This window comes from Flavobacterium sp. 1, from assembly GCF_002797935.1.
In the GTDB taxonomy this organism is placed as follows: Bacteria; Bacteroidota; Bacteroidia; order Flavobacteriales; family Flavobacteriaceae; genus Flavobacterium.
Genome location: NZ_PGER01000001.1, coordinates 5240889 through 5263016, shown reverse-complemented (window position 1 = coordinate 5263016; position 22128 = coordinate 5240889). Strand labels below are relative to the sequence as shown.

Genomic DNA, 22128 nt, shown 5'->3' with positions numbered 1-22128 from the left:
TCGCTGTCGCTTGGGTCAAATATCGTTAATCAAAAATCTAAAATCATAATTCCTTCAGCATCCAAACTGGACAACTGATATGCCCAGTACTTCCCATTGGAGAACAAATATTTTCGAAGCCTGTTTTTTTATACAATTTTTGAGCATCTAGCATAAAAGGCATCGTTTCCAAATAACATTTTTCAAAACCGAAATCGCGGGCACTTTGCAGACATAGTTCCATCATTTGGCTTCCAATTCCCTTTCCTCGGGTTTCTGGCAGGAAATACATTTTTTGCAGTTCACAATAAGTCTCGACCTCGTTTGCCAGCGGTGCCACTCCTGCTCCACCTATAATTCGTCCATCACTTTCCACCACATAATAAACAGATCTTGGCTTACTATATTCTTCAAACATCAAATCAAGATATGGATCTTCATAGGCTGTTCCTACTTTCGGGATATTCAATTCATCAAAAACATCCCGTATCAGCTGAGCAACCGCCTGATTGTCTTCTTTTTCTATTTTTCTAATAATCCAATTATTCATAAAAACTCCCTATTATTAATTCTGCAAACAAAAATAGCCATTGTAAATGGTAAAACATCCTAAGTTTTGAAACTAAATCCTAATCTCAAAATTACTACTTTTGCAAGGTGAAGATACATGAAAAATACATAAGCCGCTGCATAGCTTTGGCCAAAAACGGACTAGGAACAACCTATCCCAATCCCATGGTGGGAAGCGTCATTGTTTATGAAGGCAAAATTATAGGCGAAGGCTGGCACAAAAAAGCAGGCGGACCCCATGCCGAAGTTAATGCCGTAAATTCGGTACAGGATAAATCGCTGCTAAAAAAAGCTACTATCTACGTGAGTCTGGAACCGTGCAGTCATTTTGGAAAAACACCTCCCTGCTGCGATTTGATCATAAAAAATAAAATCCCAAATGTCGTAATTGGTACTGTAGATCCAAATATCATGGTCGCTGGAAATGGCATCAAAAAATTAATTGAAGCGGGTGTTCATGTTACAGTTGGAATCCTGGAAGACGAATGCAACGAACTCAACAAGCGATTTTTTACTTTTCATCAAAAGAAAAGACCCTATATCATTTTAAAATGGGCACAGAGCCAAGATGGCTATATTGCGCCTCTTGAAAAACTGGAGAAAAAACCAGTTTGGATCACCAATACCTATTCCCGACAATTGGTTCACAAATGGCGTACTGAAGAACAAGCTATTTTGGTGGGGACACAAACTGTTATCGATGACAATCCAAAACTGAATGCCAGAGATTGGCATGGAAACAATCCAGTGCGAATAATATTAGATCAAAACAATCGTATTCCAAAAGAAAGTGAAATTTTTGACAATCAGACAAAAACAATCGTTTTTACTGATTCCAAAAATACTATTCCCGAAGAAAACACTACCTTTGAAAGAATAGATTTTAAACAAAATATAGCCGCGCAAATTGTTGATTCGTTATACATTCATAATATTCAATCGGTAATTATAGAAGGAGGACTTCGAACTTTACAGACCTTTATCGATGCTAATCTTTGGGATGAAGCTCGAATTTTTACAGGAAAAACAACTTTGGGCAAAGGAATTCAAGCTCCTTTACTGCCAAAAACAAATTCTGAAAAACACTTAATTGAAAAGGACGAACTTACAATACTAAAAAACCATGATTAATGCTATCATTTTTGATTTTGGAGATGTGTTTATTAATTTAGATAAACAAGCAACCTTAGATGGTTTAAAGAATCTTGGCATATCCCAATGGAACGAAGATTTAAACCAATTGAACCTGCAATATGAAGTTGGATCCATTTCGGGAGAAGATTTTTTGTCTGGAATTCAAAAACACACTAATAACGCTTCTATCGAAGATATTCGTGAAGCTTGGAATTCTATATTAGCAGACTTCCCATTATACCGTTTGGAATTTCTTCAAATGCTTTCCCAAAAGTATCGCTTGTTTTTATTGAGCAATACTGATGCTATTCACATTGATACTTTCGAACAAAAATCAGGAGCTTCATTTTACAGTGATTTTTATCAATGTTTTGAAAAAGTATATTTTTCTTTTGAAATCGGCATGAGAAAACCAAATCCAGATATTTACAGTTTTGTACTCAATCAAAACGGACTGCAGGCAAAACAAACATTATTCATCGATGACAAAAAAGAAAACACGGATGCTGCACAGGCACTTGGTCTTCATATTTGGAACTTACAAGTAGGTGAAGAAGATGTTGTTGATTTGTTTGAGAAAAAAATTATTCAATAGCAATGGTAAAAATCAATTTCAATGGCAATAAAAAAATTAAAATAAAAAACATTCAGCAAACCCATTAAATATTAAGCCTTCAATATTGATTTTTTTTAAATTGAAATTGATTTTTGATATTGACATTGAAACATGAAAGACACCTATAACACCATTGTATTTCCTTCTGAAGAATCCTTATTCAAGGAAAAAAGCAGCAAATTCTTTGGATATGCATTCCCAATAGAATCCGAAGAAGAAGTAAAACCCATTATCGAAGTCTTAAAAAAGAAACATCCCCACGCTGTTCACTACTGTTATGCCTATCAAATAGGAGCCGAAACCATTCAATACAGAGCTAATGATGACGGAGAACCTAGCAATACTGCTGGCGCACCAATTTACGGCCAAATCCAATCCTTTGGACTTACTAATGTACTTGTGGTTGTCGTTCGAATTTATGGCGGAATAAAATTAGGAGTTGGCGGATTGATTTCGGCCTATAAAACTTCGGCGCAAATCACATTGGAATCTTGTGAAATAATCGAAAAAACAATTGACATTCCTTTTCAGATTTCGTTTGATTATAAAAATATGAACAAAGTGATGCGGGTGATCAAAGAAAAAAAACTGGATATCGCTTCTCAAGAAATGGAAATAAATGAAGAAACCAATTTGCCTATTGGTAAAATTGTAGTAAAAACCAGAAAAAAAAATGCCGAAATGATATTCGACACTTTTAATTCATTGTTTGAAATTGACATAAAAAAACTATAAATTCTCAGTTAAAAGAACTCATTCTAATGATTATTCAAAAGTTTTTAATAGTTCTAAAATGTAATCCGGCGGAGCAATTGGTTTTCCTGTTTTTAGAGATACAAAAACCAATAAAAATTGAGCCGTTGTTAATAACTCTTTCGCTTCATTGTATATTGCACAATCAAATTCAATCTTCACAGACGTCTGACTTTTGAAAACTGTGTGTACTGTTAACAACTCATCATAAATAGCTGATTTTTTATAATTGATATTCATATTCACAATAGGGAGGCCTATACCGCTTTCTTCCATGCTTTTATATGAAATCCCTTTGTTTCTAAGCCATTCGACTCTTCCTATCTCAAAATAGGGAATATAATTTCCATGATATACAACGCCCATTTGATCTGTTTCAGAGTAACGAACACGAATTTGAATTTGATGATCTTTCATTAATTTTGACTTAAAATTTTAAACTTTAAAAACTTCCTTACAACTTTTTTTTTTAAAAATTATAACCTAAATATTTTTTTTTACAGATAATTGTTCACATATTTGTTATCCCGAAATATGAAACTATTTTACACTTCTTTTGTAAGATACAGATTACTTTAAACAAAATAATTTAACTAGATATATGAACAAGACTGCACAATCAGTATGGGAAAACTGTCTGTCCTTTATAAAGGACAACATTCAAGATCAAGCCTATAAAACTTGGTTTGAGCCAATTAAATCAGTTGAACTTACCGATAATGCATTATATATTCAAGTACCAAGTAAATTCTTCTACGAATGGCTAGAAGAACACTACGTAAAATTATTAAAAGTAGCCTTAACCAAAGAACTTGGAAAAAATGCAAAGTTACTTTATAAAATTAAAATGGAAAACACTTATGGCAACAAACAACCGTTTACGGAACAATTGCCAAGTGCTAATAGAGGACCTGTAAAAGCGCAAGAAGTAGATGCACCTTTTAAAAACCTTAACCCTGAATTAAAAAATCCTTTTGTAATTCCTGGAATTCGCAATTTAAAAATTGAATCTCAATTAAATGCAAATTACAGTTTTGATAATTTCTTAGAAGGAGATTCTAATAGACTTGCCCGTTCAGCAGGTATGGCTGTTGCCAATAAACCAGGAGGAACATCCTTTAACCCATTATTAATTTTCGGTGGAGTTGGATTAGGAAAAACTCACTTGGCACATGCTATTGGGGTTGAAATTAAGGATAAATTTCCCGAAAAAACTGTCTTATATATTTCTGCCGAAATTTTTACGCAGCAATATATTGACTCGGTAAAGAAAAACAATAGAAATGATTTCATTCATTTTTATCAATTAATCGACGTTTTAATCATTGATGATGTTCAGTTCCTTTCCGGAAAATCAGGAACACAAGATGTATTCTTTCATATTTTTAACTATTTGCACCAAAATGGCAAACAGGTAATCTTGACTTCAGACAAGGCTCCTGTAGACATGCAGGATATTGAACAACGCTTATTATCTCGCTTTAAATGGGGATTATCTGCTGAATTACACCAACCAGATTACGAAACTAGAATTTCTATCTTAAAAAATATCCTATATCGTGATGGTGTTGAAATGCCTGATGAAATTATAGAATATGTGGCCAGAAACATCAAATCAAATGTTCGCGAACTAGAAGGCGCTATCATATCATTGATTGCACAATCTTCTTTCAACAAAAAAGAAGTAACCATTGAATTGGCTAAAAGTGTCGTAGAAAAATTTGTAAAAAATGTAAAAAGAGAAATTTCAATCGATTACATTCAAAAAATTGTTTCCGATTATTTCCAATTAGATTTAGAAACCCTACAGTCTAAAACAAGAAAAAGGCACGTAGTGCAAGCTAGACAGCTAGCTATGTTTTTTGCTAAAAAATTCACCAAAGCTTCATTGGCCAATATTGGTTCTCAAATTGGAGACCGTGATCACGCTACCGTACTGCACGCCTGCAAAACGGTTGATAATTTAGTTGCTACCGATAAACAGTTTAAAAAGTATGTCGAGGATATTAATTCAAAATTAACGCTATAAAGTAATGCCTGTTAAGATTTTAATGGTTTGTTTGGGGAATATCTGTCGTTCTCCACTGGCAGAAGGCATATTAGCCTCCAAACTCCCAAATGATAAATTCTTCGTAGATTCTGCAGGAACAGGTTCTTGGCATATTGGTCACGCTCCAGACAATCGCTCAATAACAACGGCAAAAAAAAACGGCTTAAACATTGCCAATCAAAAAGGCCGACAATTTTCAAAAACAGATTTCGATACTTTTGATTATATTTTTGTAATGGACAACACCAATTACAGAGATGTTATTCATCTTGCCAATAACGAAATCCAAAAAGAAAAAGTCCAACTCATTTTGAATTCCATATTCCCTGATGAAAATGTAGATGTGCCAGATCCATACTATGGCGTAGCAAATGGTTTTGACATGGTCTATCAAATGCTAGACGAAGCTTGTGATGTAATAGCCCAAAGACTGATTGCCAAACATTCAGAGTAAAACCAAATCTGTTTTTTCATAACTTTGCCAGCGACTACAAATACACCAGCAAGAAACCATTCTTATAAGGCTAAAAACTTCTCGTTCCTAAAAAACAAAATCAATTTATGAAATCAGCACCTCTTTTTGGAAAACTATATTTAATTCCAACCACAATGGGCGATTGCGACCCAATGGATGTATTGCCGCAAACCATAAAAAGATGCGTTGATTTAATAGACTATTACGTTGTTGAGAACGACAAAACAGCCCGCAAATCAATCAAACTCACTAATCCTGAGAAAAAACAATCCGAATTAAAACTTTTTATCCTAAATAAACATACTGAAACTAAAGAACATCAAGAGTTTATCAAACCTCTTTTAGAAGGAAAAAACATGGGACTCATGAGCGAAGCAGGTTGTCCTGGGGTAGCCGATCCTGGTGCTGTAATTGTGAAATTAGCACATGAAAAAGGCATCCAAGTCATTCCGTTAGTTGGTCCATCCTCTATATTATTAGCTATAATGGCTTCCGGAATGAATGGTCAAAGCTTTACTTTTCATGGTTATTTACCCATTGAAAAAGACGAAAAAAAAGCCAGTTTCAAGAGTCTGGAACGCATATCTTTTGAAAAAAATCAATCTCAGATTTTCATCGAAACACCGTACCGCAACAATAAATTACTCGAAGATTTAATCCAAACCCTGCATCCTGAAACGCATCTATGCATAGCCACCGATATCACCTTACCAACGGAATACATCAAAACAAAGAAAATTTCGGAATGGAAAAAAGAAACCATAGATTTACACAAACGCCCCACTATTTTTATCATCCATAAAATGTAAAAATAAATTTAGCGCTCTCAAAACCTTTTGGGCGTGCCACCATAAAGAAAATGGGTCTACTCACTGTTTCGATGAGTAGGCCCATTTTCTTTATGCTGTCGGGTTCATCTGCGTTACTTCCTATCCCTCACACACTTCGCTAGATAAAACCGCTTTTATTCAAAAAACATCAAGTTATCAAAATTTAATGTAATCGATTGCGCTCAAACTATTTTATTGTATATTGCGTCGATTTCACCCTTAAATTTACTAAACCAAAAACTTTATTAAATGAGAAAATTATTATTTTTAGGTGTATTTTTACTTGGTCTTTACAGCATGTCTGGACAAAACTATTACATGACAAGTCCGCAAGGATTTGGTGCAGCCGCTACCGGTGGAGGCACTCCAACTGCCTCCAATACCGTAACAGTTGATACTTATGACAAATTAAAAACTGCACTTACATCAACTGCCGTAGCCAATTCTGTAATTTTAGTTTCAGGAACGATTGACTGCAGCTATACAAGCGTATTGCTTACCAATCGAACCATTATAGGATTACCTGGAGCAAGACTAAGAAACTTACAGATAACTCCTGGAGATTCACCAACATCTGCCGCTAATTCAGGAATCCTCTACATAAAATCTGGCTCAAATAATGTTATCATAAGAAATCTTATTTTTGAAGGTCCAGGAGCCTATGATGTTGACGGCAAAGACAATCTTACTAACGAAGGAACCAATATCTGGGTAGATCATTGCGAGTTTCAAGACGGAATGGACGGTAATTTTGACAACAAAGGAAGCGCCGATAACGTAAGTATTTCTTGGTGTAAATTTACTTATTTAAAAACTCCAACAGCTGGCGGATCAGGCGGAACTGCAGATCACCGATTTACAGATTTAGTGGGCTCTAGTAAAAGTGATTTTCCAACTGATGGTCATTATAGCATAACTTTTCAAAACTGTTATTGGGCGGAGGGATGCAAAGAAAGAATGCCTAGAGCTCGAAATTCAGAATTACACATACTAAACTGTTACTATAAAACAACAGTTGGCAGTTCATTAGCCATAGGTCTAGGTGGCGGAGACAAAAACACAACTTGTTATATTGAAAACACCAATTTTGCTACAATTGCTACTGTTTATAAAGACTACATTTCAACAGATGGAGGAACTGTTGGAGTACAGTTTGACGGCTGTCTCAAAGGAACAACTTCAACGGCCGTTACAGGCCTAGATGCTGGAACTGTTACAAAACCTTCTTATATGTATACGCCTTTATCCGTTACTGATGTAGCAACTTATATCCCAAACGCAACTTGTGGAGCAGGTGCAACATTGAATGTTACAGCAGGGGGAGCATTATCTGCCTGTTCAAATTTAGGTATCGAAGATCTCACTTTAAACCAAAGTATAAAACTATACCCTACAATCGTTGATACTATTTTAAATATTGATTTATCCGATACTATTTCAGGAGACGCAACTATAAATATATATTCTATCACTGGAGAAAAAATTTCCTCCTCTTCTAAAAAAGTTGCGCCTAATGAAAAGTTATCTATCAATTTAGCCAGCTTATCCAAAGGCATCTATTTATGTAATCTTAAAATAGGAGGGTTTTCCACTACATATAAATTTATAAAGCAATAAGTTTTTATTTTAAAAAAAACAATTAGTCAACCAGAAAGGGTATAATACAACTTTTTCTTAATTTTGAAAATAAAATTACAACTAAGCCTTCTATTCAAAACCAACAATAATTATGAAAATCTTCATTTTAATTATAAACTTTTTTATAAGCATTTGTTGTGTAGCTCAAGACAAATTAAATTTCAATTCAAAACCTATTGATTGCGAAGATAAATGGGTTGTCTTTCCGTCTGACTCATCTGGTTCCTACACCTATGGTTTTGTATACATGGACAATCAAGCAGGTTTAACTTTCGATTTTGCTGGTTCATTCAAAATAAACAGCAATGAAAAATTTCTTATCAGTAAAAATGAAGCGGGAAGTTCTATGAAATTCAGATTACAGCCAAACAAAACTTTAGTAGCAATTATTCCTGAATCTTATTTTGCCGAATTCGATATTTCAAAAACTCCCGATTGGCTCAAAGCATATCAAGAAGACGAAAACGCAGCCAATAGGTTATTCAGATGGGGCTCTACTTATAACGCTTGGAACGAATGTGCTAAAGGATTGACATACTTAGAAAAAGTAAAAAACATCGACCCAAACTACAAAGGGCTTAAAACTGAGATTGCTTTTTCATATAATTGTTTAAATCAACCTCAAAATGCGATTAATATCCTGAAAGAAGTAATTAAACAAACACCGGACGACGCTTATGCTTACAAAGAATTACTTTATTCGCAAGTACATAACAACCAGCTCCCCGATGCAATAAAAACCTATTATAAAATAGAAAAAGATATAACTGACAAAACTTATAAATCTGAAAATGCATTCAATATTTTATGCGCATTCTACAGTCAGAATAACTTAAAAAATTCAACGAGTGGATAAACTTTACTCAAATTGACAAAGACAGTCGCTTTGGACCTTATGTCGAGAAATTTAAAAAGGAATTGGAAAAGCTAAATTAGTTTTCAAAACTTCAAGAATTAAAAACCAAGAAAATTTCGGCATGGAAAAAGAAACTATCGATTTACACAAGCACCCTGCTATTTTTATCATCCAAAAAATGTAAAAAAATTAGCACTCTCAAAATCTTTTGGAAGTGCCACCATAAAAAAAATGGGCCAGCTCATCACAGCGGTAAGACGGCCCATTTCCTTTATGCTGTCGGGCTATACGCTCCGCTGCGGCGGATTGCTTCTATCCCTCACTCAGTCCGCAAGAACATTCATTTTACCTCAAGAGAGTTTTATTTTCCCGAACATATTTTAACAAAAAATAATTCAACTACTTTTATACTACTAAATAATTTCATTTATTGTATGAGCAAATTACCCAATGTAACGACCAGCATTTTTACTGAAATGTCCAAAATGGCATCAGAACACAACGCAATCAATCTTTCCCAAGGGTTTCCAAACTTCCCTGTTGACGAAAGATTAACTGAAATTGTTTCCCGATTAGCGCTTGAAGACGTTCATCAATATACGCCTATGTCTGGTTATCCGCCATTGCTAAACAAAATTGCAGCATTGGTAAAATCATCTTACAATCGTAATATCCTTCCCGAAACCGAAATACTCGTCACAGCTGGTGCAACCCAAGCCATATTCACCACATTACTAGCTTTGCTAAAACCAGATGATGAAGTAATTATTCTAGATCCAAGCTATGATTGCTATGAAGCTCCAATTTTGTTAAGCCAAGCAAAGCCCATTCGCGTAGCACTCAATGATGATTACACACCCAACTGGAACATTATTGACAGTGCATTTTCGGAGAAAACCAAAATGATTATCATCAATAATCCTCACAATCCAACCGGAAAAATTTTAAATGAATCTGATTTTGAAAAATTGGAGTCCCTTTTAGAAAAATACCCCGATGTATTATTGCTTTCTGATGAAGTTTATGAATACATCACTTTTGAACAAAAACACATTTCAACTCATACCCGAAAAAAACTGCTTGACCGTTGCATTACTGTTTCCTCTTTTGGAAAATCATTTCATGTAACGGGCTGGAAAATAGGATATCTCGTAGCACCTAACTATTTAATGAAAGAAATCAAAAAAGTGCACCAATTCCTAGTTTTTAGTGTCAATAGCATTTGTCAAATCGCCGTTTCAGAATATTTAGCCTTAGTCGATGTAAATGAGATCAGCTCATTTTATCAAGAAAAGCGAGATTACTTTAGGGCACTATTAAAAAACAGCCGATTTCAACTGATGCCTTGTGAAGGAACTTATTTTCAAGTAGTTTCCTATGCCGACATTTCCAATGAGAACGATGTTGATTTTTGCAAACGATTAATCATCGATTATGGTGTCGCTGCCATTCCAATATCCACTTTTTATGAAAATGGAAAAGATTTAAAACTGATCCGTTTTTGTTTTGCCAAGGATGATTTAACTTTAGCAGAAGCAGCGAGAAGATTGGAAGTAATATAGTTACTGAGATGCTAAGTTTCTAAGCGTCAATTTTTTTTAGCATACGCATTTCATTTTCTTAGCAACTCAGAGCCTAAGAAACTTTGTAACTTAAAAATAATTATGCATGCATACTATTTTATTTTATTACATTTACAATCCAAAAAAAATAAATTATGAGTTATACCGATAAAATGTTGAGAGACGATGCTTTACAAGGAAAAGTAATAGTAGTTACTGGAGGTGGAAGCGGATTAGGAAAAGCGATGACCAAGTATTTCTTAGAATTAGGAGCAAAAGTAGCCATCACTTCAAGAGATTTAGACAAATTAAAAAACACAGCCAAAGAATTAGAAGCAGAAACCAATGGAATTTGCTTACCTATACAATGTGACGTTCGCCATTATGAAGAAGTCGAAAATATGCTGCAGGAAGTATTAAAAGCTTTTGGCAAGGTCGATGTATTATTAAATAATGCTGCAGGGAACTTCATCTCGCCAACAGAACGCTTATCATCCAATGCCTTTGATACTGTAATTGATATTGTTTTAAAAGGAACCAAAAACTGTACTCTTGCCTTTGGAAAACATTGGATAGATACTAAACAAACTTCGGCAACCGTTTTGAATATTGTTACTACTTATGCCTGGACCGGTTCTGCTTATGTAGTTCCAAGTGCCACAGCAAAAGCAGGTGTTCTGGCAATGACAAGAAGTCTGGCAGTAGAATGGGCAAAATACGGAATTCGTACCAATGCAATAGCCCCAGGTCCATTCCCTACCAAAGGTGCTTGGGATCGATTATTGCCTGGAGATCTTGCCGAAAAATTTGACCTGTCAAAAAAAGTCCCTTTAAAAAGAGTTGGTGATAATCAGGAATTAGCCAACTTAGCCGCATATTTGGTTTCTGACTTTTCTGCTTATGTAAATGGTGAGGTAATTGTTATTGATGGAGGCGAATGGCTGAAAGGTGCTGGACAATTTAATTTATTAGAAGCCATTCCCGAAGAGCTTTGGGATCAATTAGAAATGATGATTAAGGCAAAGAAAAAGAGTTAGCAGTTTACAGAATTCACCATTCAGATTGTGATGATTAAAAGTAATCAATAATAGATCAAAAAGAGAACTAATTATACAGTTCTCTTTTTTCAGATATATTAATTACCAAAAAAGCAAAGAATCCACAGTATTCCTAAGATAAATTGGGGAGTGTAAAACTATTTGTTTTTGTTAACAAAATAGATTTTCAAAACCCATAAATAATTGTATTTTTACCGTTCAAAATTTAGAAAATAAATGGGCAAAATCATAGCGATTGCGAATCAGAAAGGCGGAGTTGGAAAGACAACTACTTCAATTAACCTAGCTGCTTCATTAGGTGTTTTAGAAAAAAAAGTATTACTAATAGATGCTGATCCTCAAGCGAATGCCACATCAGGCTTAGGAATTGATGTAGAAACAGTCGAAATTGGAACCTATCAAATTCTCGAACACAGTCATACCCCTTTGGAGGCTGTCATAAAATGTTCGTCGCCAAATGTTGATTTAATTCCAGCACATATCGATCTTGTTGCGATTGAGATTGAGCTAGTCGATAAAGAAAACAGAGAATACATGCTTAAAAAAGCATTGGAAAGCATAAAAGACCAATACGATTATATCTTGATTGACTGCGCGCCGTCTCTTGGACTTTTGACTTTGAACGCCTTAACTGCTGCAGATTCTGTAGTTATCCCTATTCAGTGCGAATATTTTGCATTGGAAGGTTTGGGTAAATTATTGAATACCATAAAAAGTATTCAAAAAATCCACAATCCAGATTTAGACATTGAAGGCTTATTACTAACTATGTTTGATTCCAGACTACGTCTATCGAACCAAGTGGTCGAAGAGGTTCAAAAGCATTTTAACGATATGGTTTTTGAAACCGTGATCCAAAGAAATGTAAAATTAAGTGAAGCCCCGAGTTTTGGAGAAAGCATTATAAACTATGATGCTACAAGCAAAGGAGCTGTTAATTACATTCATTTAGCTCAAGAAATTATAAAGAAAAATAGTAAATAGCTGTATGTCAAAAGCAATAAAAAAACAAGCCTTAGGTAGAGGTTTATCTGCATTATTAAAAGATCCTGAAAACGATATTCAATCGGTAGAAGATAAAAATGCAGATAAAGTTGTCGGCAATATTATAGAGCTTGAAATTGATGCTATAGAAATAAATCCATTTCAGCCCCGAAGTAATTTCAACGAAGAATCTTTACGTGAACTAGCCACTTCCATCAAGGAATTGGGGGTAATTCAGCCTATTACTGTACGTAAATTAGACTTCAATAAATACCAATTAATTTCTGGGGAACGCCGTTTACGCGCTTCTACATTGATCGGACTTACTACCGTTCCTGCTTACATCCGTATTGCAAACGATAATGAGTCATTAATAATGGCTTTGGTTGAAAATATCCAGCGTCATGATTTAGATCCAATAGAGATTGCTCTTTCTTACCAACGATTGATTGATGAAATTCAGTTAACTCAAGAACAAATGAGCGAAAGAGTTGGTAAAAAACGTTCTACTATTGCCAATTATTTAAGACTTTTAAAACTCGATCCGATTATTCAAACTGGAATACGCGACGGTTTCATCAGTATGGGTCACGGCCGCGCTATCATCAACATAGACGATCATGATGTTCAGACAGATATTTATCAAAAAATAGTAAGCCAAAATCTATCCGTTAGAGAGACTGAAACTTTGGTAAAAAACTATCACGAAAGTTTGAAACCAAAACCAGCTATCCCTGCAAAAACTGCTTCTTTTGAAATTAATGATGAAGATGTAAGTACTTTCAACAAATATTTTGGAACAAATATAGATGTAAAAGTTGCTGGAAATGGTAAAGGTAAAATTACAATCCCTTTTCATTCTGAAGAAGACTTCAATAGAATTATAAAATTAATAGAAGGGTAGTGAATAAAATCATATTCATAGGTCTATTGCTTTTTCTTTTTGGAAACGCAGCAATTTTTGCACAAGCAAAAAAAGATGCTGTTTTACAATCAAAAGATACTTTAAAATTAACAGAAATAGATCCATTGACACCTGCAAAAGCAGCCTTTTTCTCGGCTATATTACCCGGATTAGGTCAGGCATACAATAAAAGATATTGGAAAATCCCATTAGTTTATGGAGCTATGGGGACCAGTTTATATTTATATGCCGACAATAAAAAGAAGTACCACGAATATCGCGATGCCTATAAAAGCAGACTTGCGGGTAATCCAGACCCAGAATATGCCAGATTTTCAGACGCTACATTAATAAAAGCACAGGAACTTTACCAACGTAATGCTTCGTTATCAGGACTTTTTGTGATTGGCTTTTATGTACTAAACATTATAGATGCCAATGTAGATGCAGCATTAATTCAATTCAATGTTAATCAGACTTTATCAGTAAGACCAGAAATAACTCCCGATGCTGTAACATTAAAGTCAAATATGGGACTAACACTTAATTATCGCTTTTAGATTCGAAAATTATTGCTCTCTTTATAAAAAAAACAAAAAAATTACACATAATGAAAATTGCGCTTTTAGGATACGGAAAAATGGGGCAGGTAATCGAGAGAATTGCTTTAGAAAGAGGTCATGAAATTGTTTTAAAGAAAGATGAATTCAATACATACGAAGGACTTTCGACTGCCGATGTTGCCATCGATTTTAGCGTGCCAACAGCAGCAGTAAGCAATATATCCAGCTGTTTTCATGCCAATGTTCCTGTAGTATCGGGTACAACAGGCTGGCTGGAGCATTATGACGAAATGATAGCCCTTTGTAAAGAAACAAACGGAGGATTTATATCAAGTTCCAACTTTAGCCTTGGTGTTAATTTATTCTTTGAATTCAACGAATATCTTGCCAAAATCATGTCAAAATTTGACTATTACAAAGTAGAAATGGAAGAGATTCATCACGATCAAAAACTAGATGCTCCAAGCGGAACAGCTATTTCATTAGCCAAAGGAGTTATTGAAAACAGTAATTATTCCAATTGGACATTAAACAGCCCGAAAGAGAATGAAATCCATATCGAAGCTATAAGAACAGGGACTGTTCCTGGTACTCATACCGTAACCTACAATTCTGAGGTTGATTCCATCGAAATAAAACACACTGCTCATAATCGAGAAGGTTTTGCCTTAGGCGCAGTAATCGCTGCAGAATGGCTGGCTGGGAAACAAGGCGTGTTTACTATGAAAGATGTATTGAATTTAACCAAATAAAATAAATCCTAAACAATAAAAACTCCAAATTCCAATTAGAAAATAGATCGATTTCTAACTTCTAATTTCTAACTTCTAATTTTCAAAATTATGACACTATATCTTTGGTTTGTGTTTTTCTTAGCCGTACAGGTTATTCATTTTTTAGGAACATGGAAACTATACGAAAGTGCTGGCAGAAAACGTTGGGAAGCTGCCATTCCAGTTTACAATGCTATTGTACTAATGAAAATAATTAGCCGCCCGACTTGGTGGACTATTTTACTTTTCATCCCAATTATTAATTTGATAATGTTTCCTGTTATCTGGGTAGAAACTATCCGCAGTTTTGGCAAAAAAAGTACTGCAGATACCTTACTGGTAATTGCAACCTTAGGATTTTATATCTTTTACCTTAATTACACTCAGTCATTAACTTACATTTCCGACAGAAACACTAACCCAGAGCATAAAGCTGCCGATACAATCAGTTCATTACTATTTGCAATCATTGTAGCGACAATTGTACACACCTACTTCATTCAGCCCTACACTATCCCAACTTCTTCATTGGAAAAATCATTATTAGTTGGAGATTTTTTATTTGTAAGCAAAATGAATTATGGTGCTAGAGTTCCAATGACTACTGTAGCAATGCCTATGGTACACGATACGATTCCAATGACCAAACAGAAATCATATTTAAATTGGCCGCAATTACCTTATTTCAGACTTCCAGGCATACAAAATATTAACCGTACTGACATAGTTGTTTTCAACTGGCCAGCAGATACCGTGTACAAATTTAGAGATCATTCAGGACTTAGAGTTGACAAGCCTATTGACAAGAAATCAAATTATGTAAAACGATGTGTTGGCGTTCCTGGAGACAGTTTATCAATCAAAGAAGGATTAGTATATATTAATGGAAAAGAACTGATTTTGCCAGAACGTGCAAAACCTCAGTTTTCTTACAAAGTAATTTTAGACGGCAAAACTCCTGTTGACTTTGAATATCTTTTCAAAGATATGGACATCACAGATGGCGGTTATTTCTTAAATCAGCAAACGAGAGATACATTAGTTATAAGCGCATTGACTTCTGCAGGAGCAGAAAGATTAAAAAACATACCTGGCATAACAGCCATAAACAGAATTATTTATAAAAATGCTGACAGTGGTATTTTCCCTCATACGAAACAATGGAGCCAAGATAATTTTGGACCAATTTATATCCCTCAAAAAGGTAAAACAGTCGTCTTAAATTTAGAAACATTACCTTTCTACAAAACCATTATCGCCGATTACGAGAAAAACGATCTGAAAGTGAATGGGAATGAAATTCTAATTAACGGAAAGCCAGCCACTACTTACACTTTCGGTCAAAATTATTACTGGATGATGGGAGACAACCGCCATAACTCTGAAGACAGCCGTTATTGGGGATATGTTCCAGAAAATCACATTGTAGGAAAACCAATTTTTATTTGGTTAAGCTGGGACACTAATGGTAAAGGCTTAAACAAAATTCGTTGGAACAGAGTATTCACAACCGTTAGCGGTGAAGGACAGCCACAATCGTACTTTAAATTTTTCTTAATTGCACTAGCTGCCTTTTTTGTTGGCGAATATTTTTGGAAAAAAAGAAAAGCGAAAAAAGCTTAGAAGTTTATATTGTTTAGAAAGTTTAGTTTTGAAGCTAAACTTTCTAAACTCCTAAACCTAATAAAAATGAACATCTTAATACATCCCTCCTATTTTCCATCAATCAGTCATTTTGCAGCGATGGCGCAATCTGATAGTATTACATTTGAAATGGAGGATAATTTTCAAAAACAAACAAACCGCAACCGAACTTATATTTACAGTCCAAATGGCATTCAATTGCTAAATATTCCTATAAAACATTCTAATTTAAGCCATCAGAAGACAAAAGACATTAAAATAGAACCGGAATTTGACTGGCAAAAACAGCATTTTAAATCACTGGAAGCCGCTTACAGAAGTTCTCCTTTCTTTGAGTACTTCGAAGACGACTTACTCCCTATTTTTCAAAAAAAACATACTTTTTTGATGGATCTCAATTTTGAAGCTTTAGAAATAACAGCTAAGTGTCTGCGGATGAAGTTAGAATTTGGCACCACATCCGAATATTTCCACGAAATCGAAAATCCGGAAATTACCGATTTTCGTTATTTGGTAAATGGGAAAAAAGACCATTCCCTTTTCGAGCCTTACACTCAAGTTTTTGATGATAAACATGGATTTTTGAACAATTTAAGCGTTCTGGATTTACTGTTTAATGAAGGGAAATTTGCTATGGATTATTTAAAAAATCAAGCAATCATTTGATAGCAAAATACCTTTTAAAATTCAAATTTATTGACTTTTATAATTCTAATCAATAACCTCGCAAACATAGGAGAAATTAAGATTAATTTAGAATTGAACTTAATTTTAATGGTTTGAGTTTTTGCAAAAAATAACACAAACAAAGTCTATTGCATCGACAATTTTGCCATAATAGGATAATGGTCTGAGTTTTGAAAATCGGGAAAACTCTCGAACTGCTTCACTTCCATAGTTTCATCAGCAAAAATATAATCTATTCTAGCTGGATAATATTTAAATTTATAAGTCGCCCCGAAGCCCTTGCCAGCCTCTTCAAAGCTGTCTCTCAATTTCCCTTTTATATTGCGGTATACATACGAAAAAGCACTGTTATTCATGTCGCCACAGATGATAATAGGATATTTACAATCTTTTTCATGTTCTTTAAAAATAGCCGCCTGTTCCTGCTGCTGTTTAAAAGCTTTACTGATTCGGCTATAAAGATATTTGGATTTCTGCTGATCAATTACATCAATATTTTCTGAAATTTCACCTACTTCCGGTGAAATTTTTATTGACTGCAGATGCATATTGTATACTCTAATGATGTCTTTCCCTTTCTTTATATCAGCAAAAACTACATTATTGTTTGAATGAGGAAATACAATGAGTCCTTGATCGATAATAGGAAATTTAGAAAATATTGCCTGACCAGTTTTAATTTGTTTTCCTTCCATCAAAACATATTTATAAGGATATACTTTCAGGTCAATATTAGCTGAATTTGAAAACTCCTGAATGCACAATATATCGGGATTTTGAGTATTGATAAATTCTAAAATTGTATCTGGAATATCATCGCGGTCTAACCACTTAAAAACGTTAAACAGTCTCACATTATAGCTCATAATGGTAAAATCCTTGTCGCTTTCCTTAAATTCTTTAGCAGAAAATTTATAAAACTTATTAAAAAAAGTAATTCCAATCAAAAGAACTAAACCTGACAAAATCATGCGCTTTTTAAACTGAATTCCCCAATACAGAAAGAACAATCCATTAGCTAAAAGAAATAAAGGCATGAATAAAGTTAATACCGATAAAAACGGAAAGATTTTTGGTGCCAAAAAAGGCAGCAGATAAGCGATGAATGTTAGCACTATAAGCACTAAATTCAAAAGATACATTCCTTTATTAAACCATGAAAGGTTCTTCATTTTTAATGTATTTTAAACTTCTAAAAGTTAAAAGTTTCGATTACACTTCAATAATAATTAGATAAAAATAGGTTATTTTCCGGCTTGAAACAAGAATTCTTTTTCTTCTTGACTCAAACTGTCATAACCAGACTGACTGATTTTATCCAAAATCTCGTCGATTTGCTGTTGTTTTTTATCTTTAACCACTATTTTCGAAATCGGTTTTTCGGTTGGTTTCTTATAATTTTTATGCACTTTCTTGAAAGGTGTCGACGGTTTTCTAAATAAATTGGTACAGAAATCCAAAACCGCAGTTACTATCTTACTCAAATCAATTCCGTTCTGCAATAACTTCACATACATAAAACCGAAAAAAGCCCCTGCTAAATGTGAAATATGCCCTCCAGAATTCCCTAAACGAAACTGCATTAAATCCAAAATAATAATTACTGCTGTAACATGCCATAATTTGACATTGCCAATCAGTAATAATCTTACATCCATTAGAGGACTGTAGGTTGTTACAGCAACTAAAACAGCCATTATTGCTGCCGATGCACCAACTATAGCACCGCTGTAATGCATCAGATTAAATGCCAGAGCAAATATCAACCCAGAAAAAATAGCACTTAAAATATACAGACCTAAATATTGTTTGGACGAGAAAAAAGTCAAAAACAGGTAGCTGGCAAAATTCAGCACCATCATATTGAAAAGCAAATGAAAAAACCCATCATGAAAAAAAGCATACGTAAGAAAAGTCCAGGGTCTCAACAAAAAAACAGCTGGTTCAGATGACAACGCAATCCAATTTGGAAAATCAAAAGCCCCAATGCTAAATTGATAGAAAAATAAGGAAACTAAAAAAAAACCTATATTCCAATAGATCATTTTTAAGGAGATGCCTCCCAATCTATATTGCATTTTCAAATCGTCTAAGATATTCATGCTTTTATTATTTTCGATTATATATCTAATTCTGATAACTTAATTACAATTTACAGAATACCTGCCTTTTTTAAAAAATTAATTCCAACGATTTTTGTTAAACTGGTTTTTTTTCCAATACCACATCATAACATAGCCTGTTAAAGCTCCTCCAATATGTGCAAAATGAGCTATTCCTGTACTTCCTGCACCAAAAATAGATTGCCCTTTAAACCCTAAAAACAAATCGACAGCCAATATTCCTGGTACAAAATATTTTGCCTTAATTGGAATTGGTATAAAGATCAAAGCTAATTCTGCATTTGGAAACATAAAGGCAAACGCCACTAACAAACCGTAAATAGCTCCAGAAGCACCAACAACGACTCCTTTTGAAAGCATTGATGCATTTACAATAGTATTGAATTGTCCTTGAGTACAATGTACTCTCTCCAATATTGAATTTATCTCACCTGGCAACATTTTTCCTCTTTCGTCAAATAACGTACTATAATCTGCATTTAATAATTGATGTATTTCTGAATTTGACAAATTTAAACTGGAAACTTCCGATAATAAAGAATGGATTTCAAAGTAATTAACTCCTGTATGAAGCAATGCTGCGCCTAACCCACAAGAAATATAAAAGAAAATAAACTTTTTTCCTCCCCAAAAATGTTCCAACGCAGAACCAAAAGAATAGAGTGCAAACATATTAAATAAAATATGTGCAACATTAGGAAATGGTGCATGCATAAACATGTGGGTAATTAACTGCCAAACTTTAAAATTATCACTTTCAGGATAATAAAGAGCAAAAAGATCATACGATACCGGCACTAATTGTGAGCCAATAAAAAAGATAATATTAATAATCAATAGTTGTTTTACAACTGGCGTAATATTCATCATAAGGCAAACTTTTTATCTAAATCTTCCACACGCATGGTGATGAAAGTGGGTTTTTGAAATGGGGAAACATTCGGGTCTTTACAGGCAAAAAGACCATTCACTAAATTCTCCTGTTCTTTTTCGGTTAAATAAGCACCTGTTTTCACTGCCAAACTTTTGGCCATCGATTTGGCAATAGTATCATTCTGGCTGAAACTGTTCTCAGGAATTCCGTTATGCAGATCACTCAACAGCTGATCCAAAACGGCTGCCACTTCGCTCTCGGTAATGTTTACCGGAATGCCCGAAATCACGATATGATCTGAATTGGATTCCTCAAAAACAAACCCTGTATTGACTAATGACTGCTGCAATTCGGCAATAAGTTCCATTTCGGTTGCGGAGTAAAACAGATTAATCGGAAACAGCAATTGCTGGCTCGAAGCGTGCTGAACTGTCATATTTACTAAAAATTGCTCATACAAAATACGCTGATGCGCTCTGTTCTGATCGACAATTACCATTCCGGATTTTATGGGAGAAACAATATATTTTTTGTGAATTTGATACGTTCTCTGAACAGTCTGTTCTACATCTTCATCATTAAACAAAGATGATGTAACCTCTTCATTTTCAAAAGAAAAATCATCATTTTCAAAAGAATAATCATTGTTGCTCGAAGCAAATTCATTGTTGCCAGAAACTATAGCCGTATCGTGTTTTACATCCGTATACAGACTTTCCCAATTGTTAGTCGATTCTCCTTTTTTATAAGATGATTGGTAAGTCTTATTCGGTCTTTCTTCAGCAAAAGGGTTAAAGCTCCTGTCAACCTGAATTGTTGGTACTTCTGCTTCCAAATTTTTATAATGATAAGGAGTATCCAAATTAGCATCACGCTCAAAATCCAGAATAGGAGCTACATTAAACTGCCCTAAACTGTGCTTCACTGACGCTCTCAATATAGCATACATAGCACTTTCATTATCAAACTTGATTTCTGTTTTCGTAGGATGTATATTGATATCAATCGTATTTGGCGGTACCGTTAAATACAAGTAATAACTAGGCTGTGAGCCATCTTTCAAAATCCCCTCATAAGCTGCCATTACCGCATGATGCAAATAGGGGCTTTTTATAAATCGGTCATTAACAAAGAAAAACTGTTCTCCCCTATTTTTTTTAGCAAATTCAGGTTTACTCACAAAGCCCTGAATATTCATCATCTCCGTATCTTCCACGACAGGAACCAATTTTTCATTGGTTTTCCCTCCAAAAAAATTAACGATACGCTGTCTTAAACTCGACGGAGGCAGATTATACATGTCGCTTCCGTTATGGTAAAATGTAAAATGTATTTTTGGGTGCGCCAAAGCCACGCGTTGAAACTCATCAATGATATGGCGGTATTCCACCGTATCCGATTTCAGGAAATTACGGCGCGCCGGTATATTAAAAAATAAATTTTTAACAGCAAATGAAGTTCCTTTTGGCAAAACTGCCACATCTTGGGACATGAATTTACTCCCTTCAATAACGATGTGAGTTCCTAGTTCCTCCTGCTCCAATTTGGTTTTCATTTCCATGTGGGCAATTGCCGCAATAGAAGCCAATGCTTCACCGCGAAATCCTTTGGTATGCAGTGAAAATAAATCTTCGGCTTGACGGATTTTGGAGGTCGCATGGCGTTCAAAACACATACGCGCATCGGTAACATTCATTCCAGAACCATTATCAATAACTTGTACCAATGATTTCCCTGCATCTTTTATGATTAACTTAATGTCGGTTGCTTTTGCGTCCACTGCATTTTCTAACAGCTCTTTCACTACTGAAGCAGGTCTTTGCACCACTTCACCAGCGGCAATTTGATTGGCAACATGATCAGGAAGCAATTGAATAATACTCGACATTGAAAAATTTTAGATTTAGGATTACAGATTTAAAAATTTAAATCAAAGGAAGACAAATTTAAGGAATTTCTCTTGGGTTTTACCTCTTTGGCACTCATAAAAAAAACCAAAAATACTACAACAATTCTAAATGACTTTTCATCAAGACAATACCTTAGATACACTGT

Annotated in this window: 22 protein-coding genes; 16 read left to right on the top strand and 6 right to left on the bottom strand. The window is 34.5% G+C overall.

Annotation, left to right across the window (positions count from 1 at the left end; all coding sequences use genetic code 11):
- Positions 1-43: 43 nt before the first annotated feature.
- Positions 44-529 (bottom strand): GNAT family N-acetyltransferase, encoded by a 486-nt coding sequence (locus CLU83_RS21650; RefSeq protein WP_100433504.1) that lies wholly within the window; start codon positions 527-529, stop codon positions 44-46.
- A gap of 107 nt (positions 530-636) precedes the next feature.
- Here CLU83_RS21650 and ribD point away from each other — a divergent pair, with 107 nt between their 5' ends.
- The 3 genes from ribD to CLU83_RS21635 all read left to right on the top strand — a co-directional run bounded on the left by ribD (position 637) and on the right by CLU83_RS21635 (position 3034).
- Entirely contained in the window at positions 637-1680 is a 1044-nt protein-coding gene (gene ribD / locus CLU83_RS21645; protein WP_100433503.1) for a bifunctional diaminohydroxyphosphoribosylaminopyrimidine deaminase/5-amino-6-(5-phosphoribosylamino)uracil reductase RibD, read from the top strand.
- Positions 1673-2278, top strand: a complete 606-nt coding sequence (locus tag CLU83_RS21640; RefSeq protein ID WP_100433502.1) for an HAD family phosphatase — start codon at positions 1673-1675, stop codon at positions 2276-2278. Before ribD ends, CLU83_RS21640 begins: the two co-directional genes overlap by 8 nt.
- A 132-nt stretch (positions 2279-2410) precedes the next feature.
- A complete protein-coding gene (locus CLU83_RS21635; protein ID WP_100433501.1) occupies positions 2411-3034 on the top strand; it encodes a YigZ family protein in 624 nt (207 codons plus the stop codon).
- A 30-nt stretch (positions 3035-3064) separates the two neighbouring features.
- Here CLU83_RS21635 and CLU83_RS21630 read toward each other — a convergent pair whose 3' ends face one another.
- A complete protein-coding gene (locus CLU83_RS21630) occupies positions 3065-3469 on the bottom strand; it encodes a thioesterase family protein (protein ID WP_100433500.1) in 405 nt (134 codons plus the stop codon).
- Positions 3470-3653: 184 nt separating this feature from the next.
- Here CLU83_RS21630 and dnaA point away from each other — a divergent pair, with 184 nt between their 5' ends.
- The 13 genes from dnaA to CLU83_RS21565 all read left to right on the top strand — a co-directional run bounded on the left by dnaA (position 3654) and on the right by CLU83_RS21565 (position 17055).
- Entirely contained in the window at positions 3654-5081 is a 1428-nt protein-coding gene (gene dnaA / locus CLU83_RS21625; protein WP_100433499.1) for a chromosomal replication initiator protein DnaA, read from the top strand.
- A 4-nt stretch (positions 5082-5085) separates the two neighbouring features.
- Positions 5086-5556: a low molecular weight protein-tyrosine-phosphatase gene (locus CLU83_RS21620; protein ID WP_100433498.1), complete on the top strand. Its 471-nt coding sequence runs from the start codon at positions 5086-5088 to the stop codon at positions 5554-5556.
- A gap of 107 nt (positions 5557-5663) precedes the next feature.
- Positions 5664-6386 (top strand): SAM-dependent methyltransferase, encoded by a 723-nt coding sequence (locus CLU83_RS21615; RefSeq protein WP_100433497.1) that lies wholly within the window; start codon positions 5664-5666, stop codon positions 6384-6386.
- Between the two features lie 270 nt (positions 6387-6656).
- The gene (locus tag CLU83_RS21610) at positions 6657-8024 is read left to right on the top strand and encodes a T9SS type A sorting domain-containing protein (protein WP_100433496.1); all 1368 of its coding nucleotides are present in this window, start codon (positions 6657-6659) and stop codon (positions 8022-8024) included.
- Between the two features lie 112 nt (positions 8025-8136).
- Positions 8137-8901: a lipopolysaccharide assembly protein LapB gene (locus CLU83_RS21605; RefSeq protein ID WP_100433495.1), complete on the top strand. Its 765-nt coding sequence runs from the start codon at positions 8137-8139 to the stop codon at positions 8899-8901.
- 434 nt (positions 8902-9335) lie between these two features.
- Positions 9336-10463, top strand: a complete 1128-nt coding sequence (locus tag CLU83_RS21600) for a methionine aminotransferase (RefSeq protein WP_100433494.1) — start codon at positions 9336-9338, stop codon at positions 10461-10463.
- A gap of 155 nt (positions 10464-10618) precedes the next feature.
- Entirely contained in the window at positions 10619-11500 is an 882-nt protein-coding gene (locus CLU83_RS21595; RefSeq protein ID WP_198512325.1) for an SDR family oxidoreductase, read from the top strand.
- Between the two features lie 237 nt (positions 11501-11737).
- The gene (locus CLU83_RS21590) at positions 11738-12505 is read left to right on the top strand and encodes a ParA family protein (protein ID WP_100433493.1); all 768 of its coding nucleotides are present in this window, start codon (positions 11738-11740) and stop codon (positions 12503-12505) included.
- A 4-nt stretch (positions 12506-12509) separates the two neighbouring features.
- Positions 12510-13409 carry a ParB/RepB/Spo0J family partition protein gene (locus tag CLU83_RS21585; RefSeq protein ID WP_100433492.1) on the top strand — a complete coding sequence of 300 codons (900 nt, stop codon included), beginning with the start codon at positions 12510-12512 and terminating at the stop codon, positions 13407-13409.
- Positions 13409-13969 (top strand): DUF5683 domain-containing protein, encoded by a 561-nt coding sequence (locus tag CLU83_RS21580; protein WP_198512324.1) that lies wholly within the window; start codon positions 13409-13411, stop codon positions 13967-13969. The genes CLU83_RS21585 and CLU83_RS21580 overlap by 1 nt, the downstream gene beginning before the upstream one ends.
- Before the next feature lie 50 nt (positions 13970-14019).
- A complete protein-coding gene (gene dapB / locus CLU83_RS21575) occupies positions 14020-14724 on the top strand; it encodes a 4-hydroxy-tetrahydrodipicolinate reductase (protein ID WP_100433491.1) in 705 nt (234 codons plus the stop codon).
- Positions 14725-14814: 90 nt separating this feature from the next.
- Entirely contained in the window at positions 14815-16368 is a 1554-nt protein-coding gene (gene lepB / locus CLU83_RS21570) for a signal peptidase I (protein WP_100433490.1), read from the top strand.
- A 66-nt stretch (positions 16369-16434) separates the two neighbouring features.
- Positions 16435-17055, top strand: coding sequence for a WbqC family protein (locus tag CLU83_RS21565; RefSeq protein ID WP_100433489.1), 621 nt, complete (start codon positions 16435-16437; stop codon positions 17053-17055).
- 146 nt (positions 17056-17201) lie between these two features.
- Here the strand turns inward: CLU83_RS21565 and CLU83_RS21560 are convergent, their stop codons facing one another.
- The 4 genes from CLU83_RS21560 to mutL all read right to left on the bottom strand — a co-directional run bounded on the left by CLU83_RS21560 (position 17202) and on the right by mutL (position 21961).
- The gene (locus CLU83_RS21560; RefSeq protein ID WP_100433488.1) at positions 17202-18248 is read right to left on the bottom strand and encodes an endonuclease/exonuclease/phosphatase family protein; all 1047 of its coding nucleotides are present in this window, start codon (positions 18246-18248) and stop codon (positions 17202-17204) included.
- Positions 18249-18320: 72 nt separating this feature from the next.
- Entirely contained in the window at positions 18321-19178 is an 858-nt protein-coding gene (locus CLU83_RS21555) for a rhomboid family intramembrane serine protease (RefSeq protein WP_100433487.1), read from the bottom strand.
- Between the two features lie 78 nt (positions 19179-19256).
- Positions 19257-20069, bottom strand: coding sequence for a rhomboid family intramembrane serine protease (locus tag CLU83_RS21550; protein WP_100433486.1), 813 nt, complete (start codon positions 20067-20069; stop codon positions 19257-19259).
- The gene (gene mutL, locus CLU83_RS21545) at positions 20066-21961 is read right to left on the bottom strand and encodes a DNA mismatch repair endonuclease MutL (protein ID WP_100433485.1); all 1896 of its coding nucleotides are present in this window, start codon (positions 21959-21961) and stop codon (positions 20066-20068) included. Before mutL ends, CLU83_RS21550 begins: the two co-directional genes overlap by 4 nt.
- Positions 21962-22128 lie beyond the last annotated feature (167 nt).

What these genes read in the sequence shown, in the direction of transcription:
- CLU83_RS21650 (WP_100433504.1), bottom strand. Translation starts at nt 529, where the DNA reads ATGAATAATTGGATTATTAGAAAAATAGAAAAAGAAGACAATCAGGCG.
- CLU83_RS21640 (WP_100433502.1), top strand. Translation starts at nt 1,673, where the DNA reads ATGATTAATGCTATCATTTTTGATTTTGGAGATGTGTTTATTAATTTA.
- CLU83_RS21635 (WP_100433501.1), top strand. Translation starts at nt 2,411, where the DNA reads ATGAAAGACACCTATAACACCATTGTATTTCCTTCTGAAGAATCCTTA.
- CLU83_RS21630 (WP_100433500.1), bottom strand. Translation starts at nt 3,469, where the DNA reads ATGAAAGATCATCAAATTCAAATTCGTGTTCGTTACTCTGAAACAGAT.
- dnaA (WP_100433499.1), top strand. Translation starts at nt 3,654, where the DNA reads ATGAACAAGACTGCACAATCAGTATGGGAAAACTGTCTGTCCTTTATA.
- CLU83_RS21620 (WP_100433498.1), top strand. Translation starts at nt 5,086, where the DNA reads ATGCCTGTTAAGATTTTAATGGTTTGTTTGGGGAATATCTGTCGTTCT.
- CLU83_RS21615 (WP_100433497.1), top strand. Translation starts at nt 5,664, where the DNA reads ATGAAATCAGCACCTCTTTTTGGAAAACTATATTTAATTCCAACCACA.
- CLU83_RS21610 (WP_100433496.1), top strand. Translation starts at nt 6,657, where the DNA reads ATGAGAAAATTATTATTTTTAGGTGTATTTTTACTTGGTCTTTACAGC.
- CLU83_RS21605 (WP_100433495.1), top strand. Translation starts at nt 8,137, where the DNA reads ATGAAAATCTTCATTTTAATTATAAACTTTTTTATAAGCATTTGTTGT.
- CLU83_RS21600 (WP_100433494.1), top strand. Translation starts at nt 9,336, where the DNA reads ATGAGCAAATTACCCAATGTAACGACCAGCATTTTTACTGAAATGTCC.
- CLU83_RS21595 (WP_198512325.1), top strand. Translation starts at nt 10,619, where the DNA reads ATGAGTTATACCGATAAAATGTTGAGAGACGATGCTTTACAAGGAAAA.
- CLU83_RS21590 (WP_100433493.1), top strand. Translation starts at nt 11,738, where the DNA reads ATGGGCAAAATCATAGCGATTGCGAATCAGAAAGGCGGAGTTGGAAAG.
- CLU83_RS21585 (WP_100433492.1), top strand. Translation starts at nt 12,510, where the DNA reads ATGTCAAAAGCAATAAAAAAACAAGCCTTAGGTAGAGGTTTATCTGCA.
- dapB (WP_100433491.1), top strand. Translation starts at nt 14,020, where the DNA reads ATGAAAATTGCGCTTTTAGGATACGGAAAAATGGGGCAGGTAATCGAG.
- lepB (WP_100433490.1), top strand. Translation starts at nt 14,815, where the DNA reads ATGACACTATATCTTTGGTTTGTGTTTTTCTTAGCCGTACAGGTTATT.
- CLU83_RS21565 (WP_100433489.1), top strand. Translation starts at nt 16,435, where the DNA reads ATGAACATCTTAATACATCCCTCCTATTTTCCATCAATCAGTCATTTT.
- CLU83_RS21560 (WP_100433488.1), bottom strand. Translation starts at nt 18,248, where the DNA reads ATGAAGAACCTTTCATGGTTTAATAAAGGAATGTATCTTTTGAATTTA.
- CLU83_RS21555 (WP_100433487.1), bottom strand. Translation starts at nt 19,178, where the DNA reads ATGAATATCTTAGACGATTTGAAAATGCAATATAGATTGGGAGGCATC.
- CLU83_RS21550 (WP_100433486.1), bottom strand. Translation starts at nt 20,069, where the DNA reads ATGATGAATATTACGCCAGTTGTAAAACAACTATTGATTATTAATATT.
- mutL (WP_100433485.1), bottom strand. Translation starts at nt 21,961, where the DNA reads ATGTCGAGTATTATTCAATTGCTTCCTGATCATGTTGCCAATCAAATT.